The sequence below is a fragment of the Streptomyces sparsogenes genome, assembly GCF_001704635.1.
Lineage (GTDB): Bacteria > Actinomycetota > Actinomycetes > Streptomycetales > Streptomycetaceae > Streptomyces > Streptomyces sparsogenes.
This window is the reverse complement of the sequence record NZ_MAXF01000087.1, coordinates 28022-46380: the sequence shown is the minus strand read 5'-3', so window position 1 is coordinate 46380 and position 18359 is coordinate 28022. Positions and strand designations below refer to the sequence as shown.

The following is an 18359-nucleotide window of genomic DNA, read 5'->3' as shown; positions in this document are numbered from 1 at the left end:
GGGGGCGGGCCTACTCGGGCGGGCCCGACAACGCAGCGAGCGTGCGTGCCAGGCGTCGCGGGCCCACAGAGATCGGGGGCACACCCCCTAGGGGATCAGGTGAGCAGGACGACGTCCACGTCGGCGCCGGCGGCGACCTCCGTGGTGTCCTCGTCCACCACGATCAGCGCGTTGGCGTGGGCGAGGGCCTTGATCAGGTGGGATCCGGTGCCACCCACAGGGGTGACGACGCCCAGCTCCGCGTCCACCCCCGGGGGCTCGTACCAGCCGCGCAGGAACTGGCGCCGCCCCCGCGGGGAGGACGCGACGCCCTCGGGGCAGCGTGCCCGGACGAGGGGGCGGTGGACGGGGCCGGTGCCCATCAGCGTGCGGATCGCGGGCCGCACGAACAGCTCGAAGGACACGTACGAGCTGACCGGGTTCCCCGGGAGGGCGATGAAGGGGACGCGGTCCGGGCCGACGCGGCCGAAGCCCTGGGGCTTGCCCGGCTGCATGGCCAGCTTGCGGAACTCGACCTCCCGCATGGCCTCCTTGACCACGTCGTACGCGCCGACGCTGACGCCGCCGCTGGTGACCACGATGTCGGCCCTGCTCAGCTGGTCCTCGACGGCGGCGCGCAGCGCCCCGGCGTCGTCGGCGATCGCGCCCACCCGGTAGGCGATCGCGCCGGCGTCCCGCGCGGCGGCGGTGAGCTGGAAGCTGTTGGAGTCGTGGATCCGGCCGGGGCCCGCCTCCTGCCCGGGCTGGACCAGCTCGCTGCCGGTCGACAGCACCACCACGCGCGGCCGCGGCCGCACCTTGACCGCGGCGCGCCCGAGGGCGGCCAGCAGGCCGATCTGCGGCGCGCCGAGGACCGTGCCGGCGCGCAGCGCCAGCTCGCCCGCCCCGGCGTCGCAGCCGCGGGCGCGCACATGCTGCCCGGCCTTGGCGGGGCGGTACACCCGCACCCTGCCGCTCGCGCCTTCGGGGGCCTCGCTGTGGGCGGGCATGGCGGTGACCGGGCCCTGGCCCAGGCCGCCGTCGGTCCACTCGACGGGCACCACGGCCTGGGCGCCGGGCGGCAGCGGGGCGCCGGTCATGATGCGGGCGGCCTCGCCGGGGCCGACGGCGGGCGCGGTCTCGCTGCCCGCCGCGATGTCCCCGACGACGGTGAGCACCGCGGGATACTCCTCCGTCGCCGCCGCGATGTCGGCGATCCGGACCGCATAGCCGTCCATGGAGCTGTTGTCGAACGGGGGGAGGGCGCCGGGGACGGTGACGTCCTCGACGAGGACACAGCCCTGGGCGTCGAGCAGCTGCAGCTCGATGGGGTCGAGGGGGTGGAGCTGGCCGAGGATGTCGTCCAGGTGCTCGGCCACCGTCCAGAAGCGGTCCTCGCCCCGACCCCCGCCGGGCGCGCCGGCCGCACCGGGCCGCGGGCCCTGGCCGGGGTCTTGGTCCGGGCCCTGGTCGGCGGCCCGTGCTGCGGTGCTGCTCACAGTGCTACATCTCCTCGGTGACGTAACGGCGAAGCCAGTCCCGGAAGTCCGGGCCCAGGTCTTCACGTTCGCACGCGAGTCTGACAATGGCACGCAGATAGTCCCCACGGTCCCCTGTGTCGTACCGGCGCCCCTTGAAGACGACCCCGTGGACCGGCCCGCCGAGGTCCGGGTTCGCGGCGAGCGCCTGCAGTGCGTCGGTGAGCTGGATCTCGCCGCCGCGCCCGGGCTCGGTGGCGCGCAGCACGTCGAAGACGGCCGGGTCGAGGACGTAGCGGCCGATGACGGCGTAGTTGCTGGGGGCGTCGGCCGGGTCCGGCTTCTCGACCAGCCCGGTGACCTTGACGACGTCCTCCTCCAGGGTCGGCTTGACGGCGGCGCAGCCGTAGAGGTGGATCTGGGAGGGGTCCACCTCCATCAGGGCGACGACGCTGCCGCCGTGCTGCTCCTGCACCTCGACCATGTGGGACAGGAGCGGGTCGCGGGCATCGATGAGGTCGTCGCCGAGGAGGACGGCAAAGGGCTGGTCACCGACGTGCGGGGCGGCGCAGAGGACGGCGTGGCCGAGGCCCCTGGGGTCGCCCTGGCGGACGTAGTGCATGGTCGCGAGGTCGCTGGACTCCTGGACGCGGGCGAGCCGGGTTTCGTCGCCCTTGCGGCTCAGGGCCTCTTCCAGCTCGTAGTTGCGGTCGAAGTGATCCTCGAGGGGCCGCTTGTTGCGGCCCGTGACCATGAGTACGTCGGACAGCCCGGCGGTGACGGCTTCCTCGACGACGTACTGGATCGCCGGCTTGTCGACGACCGGCAGCATCTCCTTGGGTGTGGCCTTCGTGGCCGGCAGGAAGCGGGTTCCGAGCCCCGCGGCGGGGATGACAGCCTTGCTGATCCGAGTACGCGCTTGAGTCATGTACCGAACCCTATCGGGTGCCTTTGGGAGGATCATGAGGTTTCGGTGAATATGACATGAGACAGGAAGTTTGTGCACTCAGTGATCAATGCCGAAGCTAGTAAGGCCGAGTTGCGGCGACATCTCATGGCGGTGAGGGCCAGGTTGACGGCGGATGACATCGCGGACGCGCGGGCGTCCCTGGCGTGTCGCGCGCTGGAGCTGCCGGAGCTCGCGGGGGCGGGGACGGTGGCCGCGTATGTCTCGGTGGGCCGCGAGCCCGGCACCCACGACCTGCGGGAGGCGCTGCGCGCCCGGGGCGTACGCGTACTGCTCCCGGTCCTCCTGGAGGACAACGACCTCGACTGGGGGCGGGACGAGGGCCCCGAGCGGCTGGCGCGGGCCGGGCGGGGGCTGCTGGAGCCGGAGGGGCCGCGGCTCGGCCCCGAGGCGGTCACCGGGGCGGACGTGGTGCTGCTGCCCGGGCTCGCCGTGGACCGGCGCGGGGTGCGCCTGGGCCGCGGCGGCGGCTCGTACGACCGGGTGCTGGCCCGGCTGGAGCGGGCGGGGGTCCGCCCGGCGCTGGTGGTGCTGCTGTACGACGGCGAGGTGCTGGACGAGGTCCCGGGCGAGGCCCACGACCGGCCGGTGCACGCCGCGGTCACCCCCTCGGCGGTGCACCGCTTCCGCGCCCCCTAACGGCGACGCCCCCCGCGAGGCCCTGCCCGGGGCGGGCGGGGTCTCGCGGGGGGCGTGCGGCGCGGGGCGGTCGGGAGCGGGCGGGCCGGGCGCGCGGGGCGCGGGCCCGGCCGTACGCGCCAGCCCGTACGCGTCAGGGCGCAGGCCCGGCCGTACGCGCCACGCCGTGTGCCTCAGGCCGTGTGCCTCAGACCGTGCGCCTCAGGGCGTGAGCGCCAGCTCGTCCTCCGTCGACTTCTTCACCGCGCTCTCGCTGAAGGACCAGGGCAGCAGCTCGCCCTTCACCCACTTCTCGGTCTGGTCCGTGTAGTGCGCGTTGTAGGCGTGCCCGGAGGCGCCGGTGAGGTTGATCCACCGGGACTTGTCCAGGTTGTCGAGGTTGACGACCATCCTCATGGACGGCACCCAGGTGACGCCGTAGCCGCCCGCCGCGTTCCACCCCGTGGCGTTGACCGCGGCCTCGCCGCCGGACAGGTTCCACGGGCCGCGGTTGAGGAGCCACTGCACCACGCCCGGACCCTTGATGCCCAGGGTCTGGTTCTTCAGGTCCAGCCGGTGCAGCCGACCCCAGCTCCAGCTGTTGATGTTCTTGCCGAGCTTGGCGGTGAGCTCGGAACGCGCGTCCTTCATGGCGTGCGCCAGGAGCTCGTCCCGGTTGGTCGAGGCGGGCTGGAGACGGGTGCCGGTGGTCTTCCACCACTTGTTCTTCGGGTCCTTGATGATCTTCCGAAGGACCTCGTACCAGCGGTCCCCGCCGTCCGGCTGGGCCGACGCGGGGTCGCGCTGGCCGCACTCGCGCACCAGCCGGGCGCTGCCGTCCAGGTCCTCGGCGGGCCCCGAGTCGTCGGCGGGCCGGACCCGCAGACACTGGCCCTCCACCCGCAGCTCCTTCGGAAGTTTATTTCCGAACGCCAGCATAAGGACGTTGCGATAGACGGCGTTGAAGTACGCGGCGGCCGCCGAGTCGGAGTCCTGGGTGTAGTCCCAGCCCTCCAGGAGCTTCTGGGCCTCCCTGACGAAGCTGTCCTTGATGTCCACCTTCAGCAGGTACGGGGTCAGCAGCTCGGCGATCTCGCTGCTGTTGTCCATCTGCATGGACTGCATGTCCTCGGTGGAGATCTTCCCGCCGTCCTTGATCTTCGACTCGATCAGGTCGGTTATGCGCTGGCTACGTGCGCCGTATCCCCAGTCGTCGGTCAGCGTGTACTTGTAGTCCTTGCCTATGACGGCCTGGTTGGCGGTGACGATGTAGCCCTGCTTGGGGTTGTACGCCCAGGGCAGCTCGGCCTGCGGGATGTAGCCGTTCCACTCGTAGCGCGAGTCCCAGCCGGGCGCCGGGTAGCGGCCGTCGCCCTTGGCGCGCGTGGGGATCTTGCCGGGGGCCTGGTAGCCGATGTTGTTCTTGGTGTCGGCGTAGATCAGGTTCTGGGAGGGCACCGCGAAGTCGCGGGCCGCCTTGCGGAAGTCGGTGAAGTTCTTGGCCGTGTCGAGCTCGAAGACCGCGTCCATGGTGTTGGACGGGTCCAGCGCGGTCCAGCGCAGCGAGACCGCGTAGCCGTCGCCCCGGTCGGGGGCCACGTCGCCGACGTCGGTGCCGACCGGTGCGCTCTTGCCGACGTCCCCGAGTTCGTCGTCGCGGTCGGAGACGATCGGGCCGTGCCTGGTGGAGCGGACGGTGATGGTCCGGGACTTGCCGCCGGCGACCTTGATGGTCTCCTCGCGGGTCTTGAAGGGGACCTGCTTGCCGTCGTAGAGGTAGCCCTGGTCGGTGACCTTCTCCAGGTAGAGGTCGGTCACATCGGCGCCCAGGTTGGTCATGCCCCAGGCGATGTCCTGGTTGTGGCCTATGACGACCCCCGGCAGGCCGGCGAAGGTGAAGCCCGCCACGTCGTACGGGCACGCGCTGCTGACCCGGTTGCAGTGCAGGCCCATCTGGTACCAGACGGAGGGCAGCTGGGGGGCCAGGTGCGGGTCGTTGGCGAGCAGCGGCTTGCCGGTGGTCGTGTACTGGCCTCGGACCACCCAGGAGTTGGAGCCGATGCCGGTGCCGTTCGGGCCGAGCAGCGCCGGGATCTCGTCGAGCGTCTTGGAGAGCGAGGAGAGCTGCGTCTGGAAGCCCTGCGTGGCGCCCCCCACGCCGTTCTGGGCGGCGTTCGCGGGGTCGGTCGCCGTCGCCTTGGGGTCGAACTTGGCCGCGGTCTCGTCCACCGCTCCGCTGCCCACGATCGGCTTGTTGCGGCCGTACGGGTAGGCCGGGTACAGCTCTTCGACCTCCTTGGCGCTCAGGCGGCTGCGGGCGAGCGCGCGGTCGACCTCGTCCTGCATGTTGCCGCGCAGGTCCCACGCCATCGCCTTGAGCCAGGCCACCGAGTCGACCGGGGTCCACTTCTCGGGCGTGTAGTCGTGCTCGAACTCCAGGGCCGCGTACTCGACGGACAGCGACTTGCCCTGGTGGTCCGCGAGGTAGGCGTTGACCCCGTCGGAGTAGGCGCGCAGGTACTTCTTGGTGGTGGGCGACAGCTTGGTGTCGTACTCCCGCTGCGCGACCCGGTGCCAGCCCAGGGTGCGCAGGAACGCGTCGGTCTCCACCTGTCCGGAGCCGAACATCTCGGAGAGCCTACCGGCCGTCATGTGGCGGCGTACGTCCATCTCCCAGAAGCGGTCCTGGGCCTGGACGAACCCCTGGGCGCGGAAGAGGTCCTCGGGGGTGTCCGCGTAGACCTGCGGTATGCCGTAGCCGTCGCGCTTGACCTGGACTGGTCCGGACAGTCCCTTGAGCTGCAGCGATCCGGTGGTCTCCGGGAAAGAGGCGCGGACCGTACTGATGCTCCAGTACGTGCCGTACCCGACGCCCCCCACGAGCAGCAGCACGACTGCGATCACGATCAGGCGGGCACGTCGGCCCTTCTTCTTGCCAGAAGGGCCGTTTTTGTTGGCGGGCATCGCTGTCCTTCGAGGGGCAGGGTGGTCCTGGAGTGCTGGAGCAACCATAGGCGCAGCGCTGACGCCTCCCCTACGCGGAGTCATGACTGGAGCCGCCCACCGGCCATCACCTCGCCCTCACCCCGCCGTCACCCTCGGAAAATCCATGTGAGCCACCCGCGTCAAGAACCCGTAAAATGTTAGGTAAGGCAATGAAGTTCCGGTCGGTCGGGGAGCCTTCCGGCCGCTCCCGTGAGAAAGGTTCGGCCCCTGACTGTTCACCACCTCAACGAACTCCTGCTGATCTGCTCACTCGTCCTGCTCGTGGCGGTGGCGGCCGTCAGGGTCTCGACGCGCAGCGGGCTGCCAACCCTCCTCATCTACCTCGGCCTCGGCGTCGCGATCGGGCAGGACGGCATCGGCATCGTCTTCGGGGACGCCGAGCTCACACAGGTCCTCGGCTATGCCGCGCTTGTGGTCATCCTGGCCGAGGGCGGCCTCGGCACGAAGTGGCGGGAGATCAAACCCTCCCTGCCGCTCGCCGCCGTGCTGTCCACGGTAGGGGTGGCGGTAAGCGTCGGGATCACGGCGACCGCCGCCCACTTCCTGGTCGGACTCGACTGGCGGCAGGCGCTGATCATCGGTGCGGTGGTGTCCTCCACGGACGCGGCGGCGGTCTTCTCGGTGCTGCGCAAGGTGCCGCTGCCGAGGAGTCTCACGGGCACCCTGGAGGCTGAGTCCGGCTTCAACGACGCCCCGGTGGTGATCCTTGTGGTCGCCTTCTCCTCCCCGCGCGCGATAGAGGCGTGGTACATGCTGCTCGGCGAGATCGCCCTTGAGCTGGTCATCGGCGCGGTGGTGGGGCTGGCGATCGGCTGGCTGGGGGCGTACGGCCTGCGGCACGTCGCGCTGCCCGCCTCGGGCCTCTACCCGATCGCGGTGATGGCGATCGCCGTGATCGCCTACGCGGGCGGGGCGCTGGCCCACGGCTCCGGCTTCCTCGCCGTCTACCTGGCCTCGCTGATCCTGGGGAACGCGAAGCTGCCGCACTGGCCGGCCACGCGCGGCTTCGCGGAGGGGCTCGGCTGGATAGCGCAGATCGGGATGTTCGTGCTGCTCGGCCTGCTGGTGACCCCCCACGAGCTGGGCGACGACATCTGGCCGGCCATCGGCGTCGGGATGGCGCTGACCATGGTGGCCCGGCCGGTGTCGGTGCTGATCAGCACGGTGCCCTTCCCGGTCTCCTGGCGGGAGAAGGCGCTGCTGTCGTGGGCGGGGCTGCGCGGCGCGGTGCCGATCGTGCTCGCCACCATCCCGGTGGTCTCGAACGTGCCGGAGAGCCGCCGCATCTTCAACATCGTCTTCGTGCTGGTGATCGTCTACACCCTGGTGCAGGGCCCGACGCTGCCCTGGCTGGCGCGCCGGCTGCGCCTGGGCGAGGAGGAGGCCGCGGCCGACCTCGGCATCGAGTCGGCGCCGCTGGAGCGGCTGCGCGGGCATCTGCTGTCGGTTTCGATCCCCAAGGACTCCAAGATGCACGGCGTGGAGGTCGGCGAGCTGCGGCTGCCGACCGGGGCCGCGGTCACCTTGGTCGTCCGGGACGGGAAGAGCTTTGTGCCGCAGCCGTCAACCGTGCTGCGCCGCGGTGACGAGCTGCTGGTCGTGGCCACGGACCCAGTGCGGGACACGGCCGAGGAGCGGCTGCGCGCGGTGGGCCGGGGCGGCAAGCTGGCCGGCTGGCTGGGCACGAGCGGGCGGTGACGGGACGGGCGCGTGGAACGGGTCACCGTACGGCCGGGTGGAACGGGCCGCCGTACGGACGCGTGGAATGGGTCACCGTATCGCCCCTCGCAGTGGACTGGCGGGCGGGAATACTGCACTATGGAGCGTCGTTAGCACTCATCGAGTGAGAGTGCCAGGAGGAGCAAGTGCCGACCTATCAGTACCAGTGCACCGAGTGCGGCGAGGGCCTCGAGGCGGTGCAGAAGTTCACCGATGACGCGCTCACCGAGTGCCCCAACTGCAAGGGACGCCTGAAGAAGGTGTTCTCGGCGGTCGGCATCGTCTTCAAGGGCTCGGGCTTCTACCGGAACGACAGCCGCGGCTCCTCGTCCAGCAGCACGGGCGGCGGCTCGTCGAAGTCGACGGCCTCGAAGAGCGAGGGGTCCTCCTCCTCGTCCTCGTCGTCGGACGCGTCCTCGTCGTCCTCGTCGTCGTCCTCGGGTTCTTCGTCCTCGGCCGCGTCGACCAGCACCTCGTCGGCCGCCTGACCCGCGGCCACCCTCGGCACGGCCGCCTTCGGCCGCCTCGATCGCACCGGCATCCCGCCGTCCCTCCCCGGAGAGGCGGCGGGATCTCGTATGCGGGGACGCCGCTGGCTAGGGTGACCACATGGCGGACACCAGCAGCACGCATGCGGAGATAGGGATCATCGGCGGGTCGGGGTTCTACTCCTTCCTCGATGACGTGACGGAGATCACTGTCGAGACGCCCTACGGCGCGCCGAGCGACTCGCTGTTCCTCGGCGAGGTCGCGGGCCGGCGGGTCGCGTTCCTGCCGCGCCACGGCCGTAAGCACCACCTGCCCCCGCACCGGATCAACTACCGCGCCAATCTGTGGGCCCTGCGCTCGGTCGGCGTACGGCAGGTGCTCGGCCCCTGCGCGGTGGGCGGGCTGCGGCCGGAGTACGGACCGGGGACGCTGCTGGTGCCCGACCAGCTGGTGGACCGCACCAAGGGGCGCGTGCAGACCTATTTCGACGGCGAACCGCTGCCGGACGGCCGGGTACCCAGCGTGGTGCACACCACCTTCGCCGACCCGTACTGCCCGACGGGGCGGCGGGTCGCGGTGGCGGCGGCGCGCGGACGGGGCTGGGAGCCGGTGGACGGCGGCACGCTGTGCGTGATCGAGGGGCCGCGCTTCTCCACCCGGGCCGAGTCGCGGTGGCACGCGGCGCAGGGCTGGTCGGTGGTCGGCATGACCGGGCACCCGGAAGCGGTGCTGGCCCGTGAGCTGGAGCTCTGCTACACGTCGCTGACGCTGGTCACGGACCTGGACGCGGGCGCGGAGACGGGCGAGGGCGTCTCGCACGCCGAGGTGCTGCGGGTATTCGGGGAGAACCTGGCACGCCTGCGCGACGTGCTCTTCGACGCGGTGGGCGCCCTGCCGGCCACCGACGCCCGGGACTGCCTGTGCGGGCACGGGCACGAGGGCTGGGACCTGGGGATCGAGCTGCCGTAGCGGCCGGGGGCCCACTGAGGCGGGTGGCGGCGGGCTCAAGCGCGCGGAGCGGTGGCCTCGACCGCGCGGGGCCGGTGGGCTCGACCGCACGGGGCCGGTGGGCTCACTCGCGCGGGTGGCGGAGTTGTCCACAGCCTGAGGGTTGTGCACAGGTCCGAGCGGGATCCTGGGAGGGCGGGCATCGTGAAGGGGCCAGAAGCTCCCGGCCTCTCACGACAGGCGGTGATTGCCATGTCCGACCCGTTCCGTCCCGCTCCGCCCACCCCTCCGCGCCCGTCCCTCTTCTCAGCCGGTTCCTCGCCCGCTTTCCCGCCCGCTCCATCGGCCGGCTGCTCGCCCGCTGCCTCAGCCGGCTCCTCGCCCATGTGGCCCGCGGGCCGGGCCCGCTCGGCGCCGTCCTGGTCCGAGCGGTCCCGCCGCACCCCTCCGACGGGCGCGGTTCCCCGGTTCGGGCCGGTGCGGGTGGGCCGCGGCGGACACCGGCTGCGGCGCGCGTTACGGCGGCGCCGGCGCTCGATGGCGGCGGGGCTGGCGATGACCGCGGCCGCGCTGGCGGCCGCCGCGCCCTCCGGCGCCTCAGGCGGGCGTCCGGCGGCGTCCCCGCCGCCGGACGGCGGGCGGCGCGAGCGGCCCCCGGCCGTGGTGTCCGCGCCGGTCCGGATCGCCGACGCGGCGGCCGTGCGGCTGCTGCGCCCCGGCGACCGGGTGGATGTGCTGGCCGCCCCGGCGGCCGGTCGGTCCGGCGGCCCGGCCACCGCGCGCACGGTCGCCCGCGGCGCGCGGGTGACCGCCGTGCCGCCGCCCCGGCGGATGGCGGCGGTGGACGGCGGGCTGGACGGCACGCTGGTGGTGCTCGCGGTGCCCCGTCCGACCGCGGCGGCCCTGGCCGGCGCGGCGGCCACCTCCAGGTTGGCGGTGGCGTTGTGCCGATCTTGACCGTAGGTTGCGGAGCCGACCGCTCCAGAACCGGCGCGGCGAGAGAGAGGCAAAGGGTTGAGCGAGGAGAAGAAGAGCGTCGTGGAGGGCTTCAAGGCCTTCCTGATGCGTGGCAACGTCATCGATCTGGCTGTCGCGGTCGTGGTCGGAGCCGCGTTCACCGGCGTGGTGAACTCCATAGTGAAGGGCTTGATCAATCCGGTCGTCGGTGCCTTCGGCACCAAGGACCTGGAGAAGTACCGCTCCTGCCTGGAGGCCCCCTGCGAGACCAACGCGGCGGGCGAGGTCACGAAGGGCATCCCGATCCTCTGGGGGACCGTGCTGAGCGCCGTGCTCACCTTCCTGATCACGGCGGCGGTGGTGTACTTCCTGATGGTCCTGCCGATGTCCCGCTATCTGGCGCGGAAGGCAGCCAAGGAGCGCAGGGAAGAGGAGAAGCAGGCCGAGGCGGAGAGCGCCGAGATCGTGCTGCTGCGCGAGATACGGGACGAACTGGTCGCGCTGCGCGGCAGCGGCAGCGGCTCGATCACCTGAGCTCCCGGCGCGCCGGCGCCGGCGTCCGCAGCGACATCGCCCTCGACGCCGAGGTCGAGGTCAAGGTCGAGGTCGGCGGTCAGAGGTGGTGGGGCGGCTTCTCGTCGAGGAAGCGGGCCAGATCCGCGGCGCTGTCGGCGGTGTCCCCGCCGGCCGGGCGCTCGCCCCAGCCGCGGTCCGTGTCGTCCGAGGACCGCTGCGCCAGCGGATCGTCGAAGATCAGCGCGGCGGGCGGGTCGCGCGGTCCGGGGTCGGGGGCGGTGCTCATGCGTCAAGAGTACGGCCGACCGGCCGGGTCCCCCGCCGCGCCCAGCTGCTCGTGCCACCACAGGTCCCGGCCCGGGGTCCAGGACACCGGGCGGGCCAGGCGGTGGACGACCAGGACCTTCGGTTGCCGTGCGCGGCCCGCCAGGGCCCGGTCGATCAGCGGCTTGAGCGCCTGCGGCTCCCCGCGCCGCCAGTCGCCGTCGGCGGTGATCAGCACCTTGACGTCCATCCCCGCCAGCCGGTCGCGCAGCTCGGGGGCGCGCAGCCCGACGGGAAGGGTGGAGCGCACGGCGTCGAGCCGGCCGCAGGCGAGCGTGGCGATGACGGACTCGGGTATCAGCGGCAGATGGACCGCCACCCGGTCCCCCGCGCGCACGCCGAGCCGGGTCAGGGCCGCCGCCGCCCGGTCCGCCTGCTCCAGCAGCTCGGCATGCGTCAGTTTCTGCTCGCGGTCCGGCTCACTGATCCAGCGGAGAGCCACCCGGGGACCCTGCCGCGTGGCGGCGGCCAGGGTCGGGAACTCCTCCGTCGCAGAGATACGGGGCACGTTGGTCTTCCTTCGGACGCGGGCGAACGGCATGGCGCACAGCCTGCCGTCGGCCCATCAACGTCTGATGAACGTCCTGTTGATAAGGGATCCGCCTGCCGGCCGAGCCCCCGCCGCCCGAGCCTTCCGGCGGCCGCGCTCCCGCTCGGCGGCTCCCGCCACGGCGGTCCCTCCGCCGGGGCTTCCGTGCTACGCATGGCGTCCATGGATACCGACCGGACGACACCCCGACCCGCCCGCCCCGGCCGGGTCGACGCCCTGACTGATGTACCCGGGCTGCGCGTCGGCCATGCGCGGCGGACCGGCGGAGGCCGGCTCACCGGCACGACCGTGGTGCTGGCCCCGGAAGGAGGGGCGATCGCCGCGGTGGACGTCCGGGGCGGCGGGCCCGGCACCCGCGAGACCGACGCCCTCGACCCGCGCAATCTCGTCCAGCGCGTCGACGCGGTGGTGCTGACCGGCGGCAGCGCGTTCGGCCTGGACGCCGCCTCGGGGGTGGTCGCCTGGCTGGAGGAGCGGAGCCGGGGCTTCCGGGTCGGCCCCGACCCGGCGCAGGTGGTGCCCGTGGTGCCGGCCGCCGCGCTGTTCGACCTCGGGCGCGGCGGTGACTGGCGGGCCCGGCCGGACGCCGCGCTGGGCCGCGCGGCCGTCGAGGCCGCGGCCGGCACGGATGTGGGCGCGCCGGTCGCCCAGGGCAATGTGGGGGCCGGGACGGGCGCGGTGGCGGGGGGCCTCAAGGGCGGCATCGGATCGGCGAGCGTGGTCCTGCCGTCGGGGGTCACCGTGGCCGCCCTGGCGGCGGTCAACGCGGCGGGTTCGGTGGTCGATCCGCTGACGGGCGAGCTGTACGGGGAGTGGGACCGGGGCCGCCGCCCCGGGGAGGCGGAGCACGCCAGGGCGCTGGACCGGCTGGCCGCCGCGCGGGCCGAGTCCGAGCGGCGTTCGGCGGCGTCGGTGCGGCCTCCGCTGAACACCACCCTGGCGGTGGTCGCCACGGACGCAGCGCTCAGCCGCGCCCAGGCCCATAAGCTCGCGGGCACGGCGCATGACGGCTTGGCGCGCGCGGTCCGGCCGGTGCATCTGCTGTCCGACGGCGACACGGTGTTCGCCTTGTCGACCGGCGACCGCCCGCTCCTGCCCGAGGGAGCCGACGGCGGTCAGGATGCGGCGTTCGGGGTCCATCTGGAGGCCGGGGCGCTGAACGAGGTCCTGGCCGCCGGAGCGGATGTCCTGACCCGGGCGGTGGTCAAGGGGGTGCTGGCCGCCGAGGGCGTGGACGGGCCGGGAGGTGTCTTCCCCGCGTACCGCGACCTGTACGGCCCGGACCGGACCGAGGGGTGAGAAGCCGGGACCTCCGAGCAGCGGAACAGCAGAACAACACTCCCGGGAGCGAGACAAGCGAGACAAAGGGGGAGGCACGAGGGATGTGAGGCAGCGATGACAGACACCGCCACAACTGGCGCCACGATGGACGCCGACCTGATCGTCATCGGTGGCGGCCCGGCCGGGTGCGCCGCCGCGGTGATGGCGGCGGGCGTCGGGATGCGGTCCGTGCTCGTCGAGTCGGAGGATGCGCTGTGCCGGGTGCTTGAGCGCATCCCGGTGGTGGGCAATGTGCTCGGTTTCTCGGCCGGCCCCGCTCTGGCGGCGGCGATCAGGGCCGATGTCGCCGACCGCGACCTGTGCCGGGTGGAGCTCGGCCTGCGGGTCGTGCGGATCGATGCCCATGAGGACCGGGTCGAGGTCACCACCGAGCCCGCGAAGAGCACCGGTTCCGGCCCGCTGCCGCCCGGGCCCGCGCCGCTGACCGCTCCGTATGCCGTGGTCGCCACCGGAGTCGGACCGCTGCGGCCCCAGGACGTCGGATGGATCGAGGGTGGCCGGGGCCTGGAGGCGCCCCCGCTGTGGGAGGCGGACCCGGCCGCGCTCGCCGGCCGCACCGTGCTGGTCCTCGGCGCCGACCGGCCGCTCGGCACCTATCTGCGGGCCCATCCCGGCCTGGAGAGCCGATTCGTCGTCGCCTGTCCGCCGGGGGACGCGTACAAGGCCGAGGAGATCGCCGACGATCCGCGGGTCGAGCTGGTGCCGGTGCGTCGCCTGACCCTCGTCCCGCCCTCGTCCGGGGCCACCACCTCACCCGGAACTCCGGTCGCAGCCCAGGCTCCGATCGCAGCCCAGGCTCCGGTCACGGCCAGGGCTCCGGTCACGGCCAGGGCTCCGGTCACGGCCGAGGTGCTGACCGTGGAGGGCGACCGGCGGACCCTGACCGGCGACCGCGTGTTCCGCAACCTCGGCAGCGGCCCGGTGGCGCCCGGCGGGGGCCTCTTCGCCGACGCCTCGGGTTACTGCCCGCCCTCCCGCCAGCACCCGAGGGTCTTCACGGCGGGCGATCTGCGCTCCGCCCGCTTCCAGCGGATCGCGACCGCCATGGGGTCCGGGAGCGAGGCCGCGCTCGGCGCCTATTACGCGTCGCGCGGACTGCCGACGCGGATCGGAGCCGGAGGTGACGACGGATGAGGTACCGCCCGGCGCATGACTCGGCGGTGAGACGGGGTCGGTCCGTCTCACCGCCGAGCGGGGGGCACCGCGGAGCGCCGCGGTGGTGGTGCTGGTTGTGGTGGTGCTCCTGTTGGTTCCGGTGGTGGATGCGGGGGCGGTCAGACGGTGGCGGGCACCTTGGCCTCGCCGCCGGCACCGCCCGGGGCGGTCTCGCCGCCGGCGGCCGGGGCGGCCGTCTCGGGCCGGGCCGCCTTGCGCATCCCCTTGAGGACGATCACCAGACCGGCCGAGACCACCGTGCCCGCCACGATGGCCAGCAGGTAGAGGAACGGCTGGCCGATCAGCGGGACCACGAAGATGCCGCCGTGGGGGGCGCGCAGCGTGCAGTCGAAGGTCATCGACAGCGCGCCGGTGATCGCGCCGCCCACCATGGAGGACGGGATCACGCGCAGCGGGTCCGCCGCCGCGAAGGGAATCGCGCCCTCGCTGATGAAGGAGGCGCCCAGCACCCAGGCCGCCTTGCCGTTCTCCCGCTCGGTCTTGGTGAACAGCCGCCCGCGGACGGTGGTGGCCAGCGCCATCGCCAGCGGCGGGACCATGCCGGCCGCCATCACCGCCGCCATGATCTTGAGGCTGCCGTCGCTGGGGTTCGCCACCGTGATGCCGCCGGTCGCGAAGGCGTACGCGACCTTGTTGACCGGGCCGCCCAGGTCGAAGCACATCATCAGGCCGAGGAGGACGCCGAGCATGATGGCGTTCGTCCCGGAGAGGCCGTTGAGCCAGTCGGTCATGGCCTCCTGGGCGGAGGCGATGGGCTTGCCGATCACCACGAACATCAGGAAGCCGACGATCGCCGAGGAGATCAGCGGGATCACCACGACCGGCATGATGCCGCGCAGCGACGCCGGCACCTTGAACCGCTGGATGCCCATCACGATCGCGCCCGCGATCAGGCCGGCGACCAGACCGCCCAGGAAGCCGGCCTTGATGGTGGTCGCGATGAAGCCGCCGACGAAGCCGGGCACCAGGCCGGGGCGGTCGGCCATGCCGTAGGCGATGAAGCCGGCCAGGACCGGCACCAGGAAGGTGAACGCCGCCCCGCCGATCTGGAAGAGCAGCGCGGCCCAGCTGTCCTGCTCCGTCCATATGAAGTGGTCGGCGACGGACTTGGCGGTCGCGATCTCGTAGCCGCCGAGCGCGAAGGCCAGCGCGATCAGCAGACCGCCCGCGGCCACGAACGGGACCATGTAGCTGACACCGGTCATCAGCCACTTGCGCAGCCGGGTGCCGAAGCGGTCGCCAGGCTCACCGGCCCGGTCCATGGGCGCCGAGCGGTCGGCGTCCGCGGCGGCGGCCGGGGCGCTGATCTCGCCGCGCGCGGCCTTCTGTCGCACCTCCGCGATCAGCTCGGCCGGGCGGTTGATGCCCGCTTTCACGCCGACGTCGACGGTGGGCTTCCCGGCGAACCGCGCCTTCTCCCGCACCTCCACGTCATGGGCGAAGATCACCGCGTCGGCGGCGGCGATGGTGGCGGGTGGCAGCTTGTCGAACCCGGCGGAGCCCTGGGTCTCGACCACCAGCTCGACCCCGGCCTCCCGAGCGGCGTTCTCCAGCGACTCGGCTGCCATATAGGTGTGGGCGATGCCGGTGGGGCAGGAGGTGACGGCCACGATCCGGAAGGGCGCGGACGCGGCGGCCTGGGACCCGGCGCCGGCTGCCTCGCCGGAGACGGCCTCGGCGGCCTCGGCGGGCCTCGGCGACCTTGGCCTCGGCGGCCTTGGCTCCGGCGGTCTGGGCGGCGGCCGGCTTCGGGGCGAGAGGCTCCGTGGCGAGAGGCCGGGCGGCGGGCTCGGCCCGCTCTCCCGCCGTCGGCTCGGCGCCCGCCTCGGTCCCGGCGGCGGCCGCCGACGGCTCCGGCTGATCGCCGCGGATCAGGGCGGCCACCCGGCCCGGGTCGTCGGCCGACCGCAGCGCGCCGGTGAACTCGGTGCTCATCAGCCGGCGCGCCAGGCCGGACAGGATGGTCAGGTGATCGCTGTCCGCGCCGGCCGGGGCGGCGATCAGGAAGATCAGGTCGGCCGGCCCGTCCGGGGCGCCGAAGTCGATGCGCGCGGCGCTGCGCCCGAAGGCCAGCGTCGGCTCGGTGACGTGCTCGCTGCGGCAGTGGGGTATGCCGATGCCGCCGTCGAGCCCGGTCGGCATCTGCGCCTCACGGGCCGCCACGTCGGCGAGGAAGCCGTCGAGGTCCGTGACGCGGCCGGCCGCGACCATGCGTTCGGCGAGCGACCTGGCGGCCGCTTCCTTGGTGTCGGCGGACAGGTCCAGGTCGACCAGGTCCGCGGTGATCAGCTCACTCATCTCGCGGCTCCCTTGCGTGCGGTGCCGCCCTGGGGAAGGCGGGCGGGCGGAGTGGGGACAGGGGGGTGGGAGGGGGTCGGGCTGGTCACGCGGGCTCCGTGAGGGCGCGGTCCAGCGGCACGTCCGCGGTCGTGGTGACGGCGGACGGGTCCAGGTCGGCCGGGGTGGGCATGACGCTCCCCGGCAGTTGTACGGCGGCCGCGCCATGCGCCACGGCCGAGGCGAGCGCGGCCGGCCCGAGGCCGCCCGCCGCGAGGAATCCGGCGAGGGAAGCGTCGCCCGCACCGACATTACTGCGCACGGCGGCGACCGGGGCGGCGCCGAAGTAGGCGCCCGTCTCGTCGACCAGCAGCTGGCCGTCCGCGCCGAGGCTGGCCAGGACGGCGCGGGCGCCCAGCGCCCGCAGCTCCTCGGCCGCCTTGACCGCGTCGCCGACCGTGGCCAGCGGGCGGCCCACGGCCTGGGCCAACTCCTCGGCGTTCGGCTTGACGACGTCGGGGCGCTCGCGCAGGGCCGCCGTGAGGGAGGGGCCGGAGGTGTCCAGGGCGATCCGGGCGCCGGCGCGGTGGGCCCGGGCCACCAGCTCGGCGTACCACTCGGGGGCGAGCCCGCGCGGCAGGCTGCCGCAGCAGGCGATCCAGTCGGCGTCGGCCGACTGTGTCCGTACGGCCTCCAGCAGCGCCTCCGCCTCGGCGGCGGTCAGCTCGGGACCGGCCGCGTTGATCTTGGTGAGGGTGCCGTCGGGTTCGGCCACGGAGATGTTGATCCGGGTCGAGCCCTGGACGGGGACGCCCGCGGCCTCGATCCCCAGGTCGCCGAGCAGCCGCGCCAGCAGCGCGCCCTCGGGTCCGCCCAGCGGCAGCACGGCGACCGTGCGGTGCCCGGCGGCGGCCACGGCCCGCGAGACATTGACGCCCTTGCCCCCGGGGTCGACCCGGTCGGCCGCGGCGCGCAGCACGGCGCCGCGCTCCAGGGCCGGGATCTCGTACGTACGGTCCAGGCTGGGGTTGGGGGTGACGGTGAGGATCATGCGCGTGCTACTTCCGTGCCCTGCCGCTCGATGGCGAGGGCGTCCTGTGGGCTGAGCCCGGTGTCGGTGATGAGGAGATCGACGTGGCCGAGGTCGCCGAACCGGGCGAAGTGCTCCTGGCCGAACTTGGAGGAGTCGGCGAGGAGGACGACCCGGCGGGCGGCGGCGATGATGGCGCGCTTGACGGCGGCCTCCGCGAGGTCGGGGGTGGTCAGGCCGCCGTCGAGCGAGAAGCCGTTGGTGGCGAGGAAGACGACATCGGCCTTGATCTCGCTGTAGCCGCGCAGCGCCCACGCGTCCACGGCGGCGCGGGTGCGGTGGCGGACCCGGCCGCCGACGAGGTGGAGGGCGATGCCGGGGTGGTCGGCGAGCCGGGCGGCGATCGGCAGCGCGTGGGTGACGACGGTGAGGTCGGCCTCCAGCGGGACCGCGGCGGCGAGCCGGGCCGCGGTCGAGCCCGCGTCGATGATCACGCTGCCGTCGGCGGGCAGCTCGGCGACGGCGGCGCGGGCGATGCGGTCCTTCTCGTCGGCCGCGGTGCTCTCGCGCTCGGCGAGGTCGGGTTCGAAGTCGAGTCGGCCGGCCGGGATGGCACCCCCGTGCACGCGGCGGACCAGGCCCGCCCGGTCGAGCGCCCGCAGGTCGCGCCGCACCGTCTCGGCGGTGACCTGGAACTCCTCGGCGAGGGACAGCACGTCCACTCGCCCGCTCTCGCGGGCGAGCCGGAGAATCTCCTGCTGCCGCTCCGGTGCGTACATGTGGGTTTACGCCCCTTCTATGCCCGAACCTGTGATTTCGCGGCCAGATTACGTCCCCGATGCCAGGAAGTAAACAGACTCGGGCAAGAAACAATCCCGTACGGACGCACCCGGGTCACAGTCGGACCCGATCGGGCATCACCGGCGGCCCTGCCCCGAGGGCTCAGCGCGATGTCCGATTGCCGCCGGAATCCGCGCTCCCGTC

15 protein-coding genes and 1 pseudogene are annotated in these 18359 nt (G+C 73.2%); 8 read left to right on the top strand and 8 right to left on the bottom strand.

Features of this window, described 5'->3' with window-relative positions; all coding sequences use genetic code 11:
• Positions 1–95: 95 nt before the first annotated feature.
• Both glp and galU read right to left on the bottom strand, forming a co-directional pair.
• A complete protein-coding gene (gene glp / locus BBH68_RS17520) occupies positions 96–1478 on the bottom strand; it encodes a molybdotransferase-like divisome protein Glp (protein WP_174589038.1) in 1383 nt (460 codons plus the stop codon).
• Between the two features lie 4 nt (positions 1479–1482).
• On the bottom strand, positions 1483–2385 hold the full coding sequence (gene galU / locus BBH68_RS17515) for a UTP--glucose-1-phosphate uridylyltransferase GalU (protein WP_065963471.1): 903 nt from the start codon (positions 2383–2385) through the stop codon (positions 1483–1485).
• A gap of 84 nt (positions 2386–2469) precedes the next feature.
• On the opposite strand from galU, the gene BBH68_RS17510 reads away from it, so the two are divergent.
• Positions 2470–3063 carry a 5-formyltetrahydrofolate cyclo-ligase gene (locus BBH68_RS17510; protein ID WP_281182484.1) on the top strand — a complete coding sequence of 198 codons (594 nt, stop codon included), beginning with the start codon at positions 2470–2472 and terminating at the stop codon, positions 3061–3063.
• Positions 3064–3264: 201 nt separating this feature from the next.
• Here BBH68_RS17510 and BBH68_RS17505 read toward each other — a convergent pair whose 3' ends face one another.
• Positions 3265–6006 (bottom strand): penicillin acylase family protein, encoded by a 2742-nt coding sequence (locus tag BBH68_RS17505; protein WP_065963467.1) that lies wholly within the window; start codon positions 6004–6006, stop codon positions 3265–3267.
• A 231-nt stretch (positions 6007–6237) separates the two neighbouring features.
• Between BBH68_RS17505 and BBH68_RS17500 the strand changes: the two genes are divergently transcribed.
• The 5 genes from BBH68_RS17500 (at position 6238) to mscL (ending at position 10695) form a co-directional block, all read left to right on the top strand.
• Positions 6238–7746 (top strand): potassium/proton antiporter, encoded by a 1509-nt coding sequence (locus BBH68_RS17500; RefSeq protein WP_065963465.1) that lies wholly within the window; start codon positions 6238–6240, stop codon positions 7744–7746.
• Between the two features lie 167 nt (positions 7747–7913).
• A complete protein-coding gene (locus tag BBH68_RS39445; RefSeq protein ID WP_076970824.1) occupies positions 7914–8255 on the top strand; it encodes an FmdB family zinc ribbon protein in 342 nt (113 codons plus the stop codon).
• Positions 8256–8376: 121 nt separating this feature from the next.
• On the top strand, positions 8377–9225 hold the full coding sequence (locus tag BBH68_RS17490) for an S-methyl-5'-thioadenosine phosphorylase (RefSeq protein ID WP_065963461.1): 849 nt from the start codon (positions 8377–8379) through the stop codon (positions 9223–9225).
• Between the two features lie 363 nt (positions 9226–9588).
• Positions 9589–10161: an RcpC/CpaB family pilus assembly protein gene (locus tag BBH68_RS17485; protein WP_170066574.1), complete on the top strand. Its 573-nt coding sequence runs from the start codon at positions 9589–9591 to the stop codon at positions 10159–10161.
• A gap of 57 nt (positions 10162–10218) precedes the next feature.
• A complete protein-coding gene (gene mscL, locus BBH68_RS17480) occupies positions 10219–10695 on the top strand; it encodes a large conductance mechanosensitive channel protein MscL (RefSeq protein WP_076970825.1) in 477 nt (158 codons plus the stop codon).
• A 79-nt stretch (positions 10696–10774) separates the two neighbouring features.
• Here mscL and BBH68_RS17475 read toward each other — a convergent pair whose 3' ends face one another.
• Both BBH68_RS17475 and BBH68_RS17470 read right to left on the bottom strand, forming a co-directional pair.
• A complete protein-coding gene (locus tag BBH68_RS17475; protein WP_065963457.1) occupies positions 10775–10963 on the bottom strand; it encodes a hypothetical protein in 189 nt (62 codons plus the stop codon).
• Between the two features lie 3 nt (positions 10964–10966).
• The gene (locus BBH68_RS17470; RefSeq protein WP_245738093.1) at positions 10967–11509 is read right to left on the bottom strand and encodes an AMP-binding protein; all 543 of its coding nucleotides are present in this window, start codon (positions 11507–11509) and stop codon (positions 10967–10969) included.
• A gap of 204 nt (positions 11510–11713) precedes the next feature.
• Here BBH68_RS17470 and BBH68_RS17465 point away from each other — a divergent pair, with 204 nt between their 5' ends.
• Both BBH68_RS17465 and BBH68_RS17460 read left to right on the top strand, forming a co-directional pair.
• The gene (locus BBH68_RS17465) at positions 11714–12850 is read left to right on the top strand and encodes a P1 family peptidase (protein ID WP_065963455.1); all 1137 of its coding nucleotides are present in this window, start codon (positions 11714–11716) and stop codon (positions 12848–12850) included.
• 96 nt (positions 12851–12946) lie between these two features.
• The gene (locus BBH68_RS17460) at positions 12947–14026 is read left to right on the top strand and encodes an FAD-dependent oxidoreductase (protein WP_065963453.1); all 1080 of its coding nucleotides are present in this window, start codon (positions 12947–12949) and stop codon (positions 14024–14026) included.
• 140 nt (positions 14027–14166) lie between these two features.
• Here BBH68_RS17460 and BBH68_RS17455 read toward each other — a convergent pair.
• From BBH68_RS17455 to BBH68_RS17445, 3 genes and pseudogenes are all read right to left on the bottom strand, one after another.
• A pseudogene (locus tag BBH68_RS17455) lies at positions 14167–16366 on the bottom strand (PTS fructose transporter subunit IIABC).
• An 85-nt stretch (positions 16367–16451) separates the two neighbouring features.
• A complete protein-coding gene (pfkB, locus tag BBH68_RS17450) occupies positions 16452–17396 on the bottom strand; it encodes a 1-phosphofructokinase (RefSeq protein ID WP_065963452.1) in 945 nt (314 codons plus the stop codon).
• On the bottom strand, positions 17393–18154 hold the full coding sequence (locus BBH68_RS17445; protein ID WP_065963450.1) for a DeoR/GlpR family DNA-binding transcription regulator: 762 nt from the start codon (positions 18152–18154) through the stop codon (positions 17393–17395). Before BBH68_RS17445 ends, pfkB begins: the two co-directional genes overlap by 4 nt.
• Between the last annotated feature and the right edge of the window lie 205 nt (positions 18155–18359).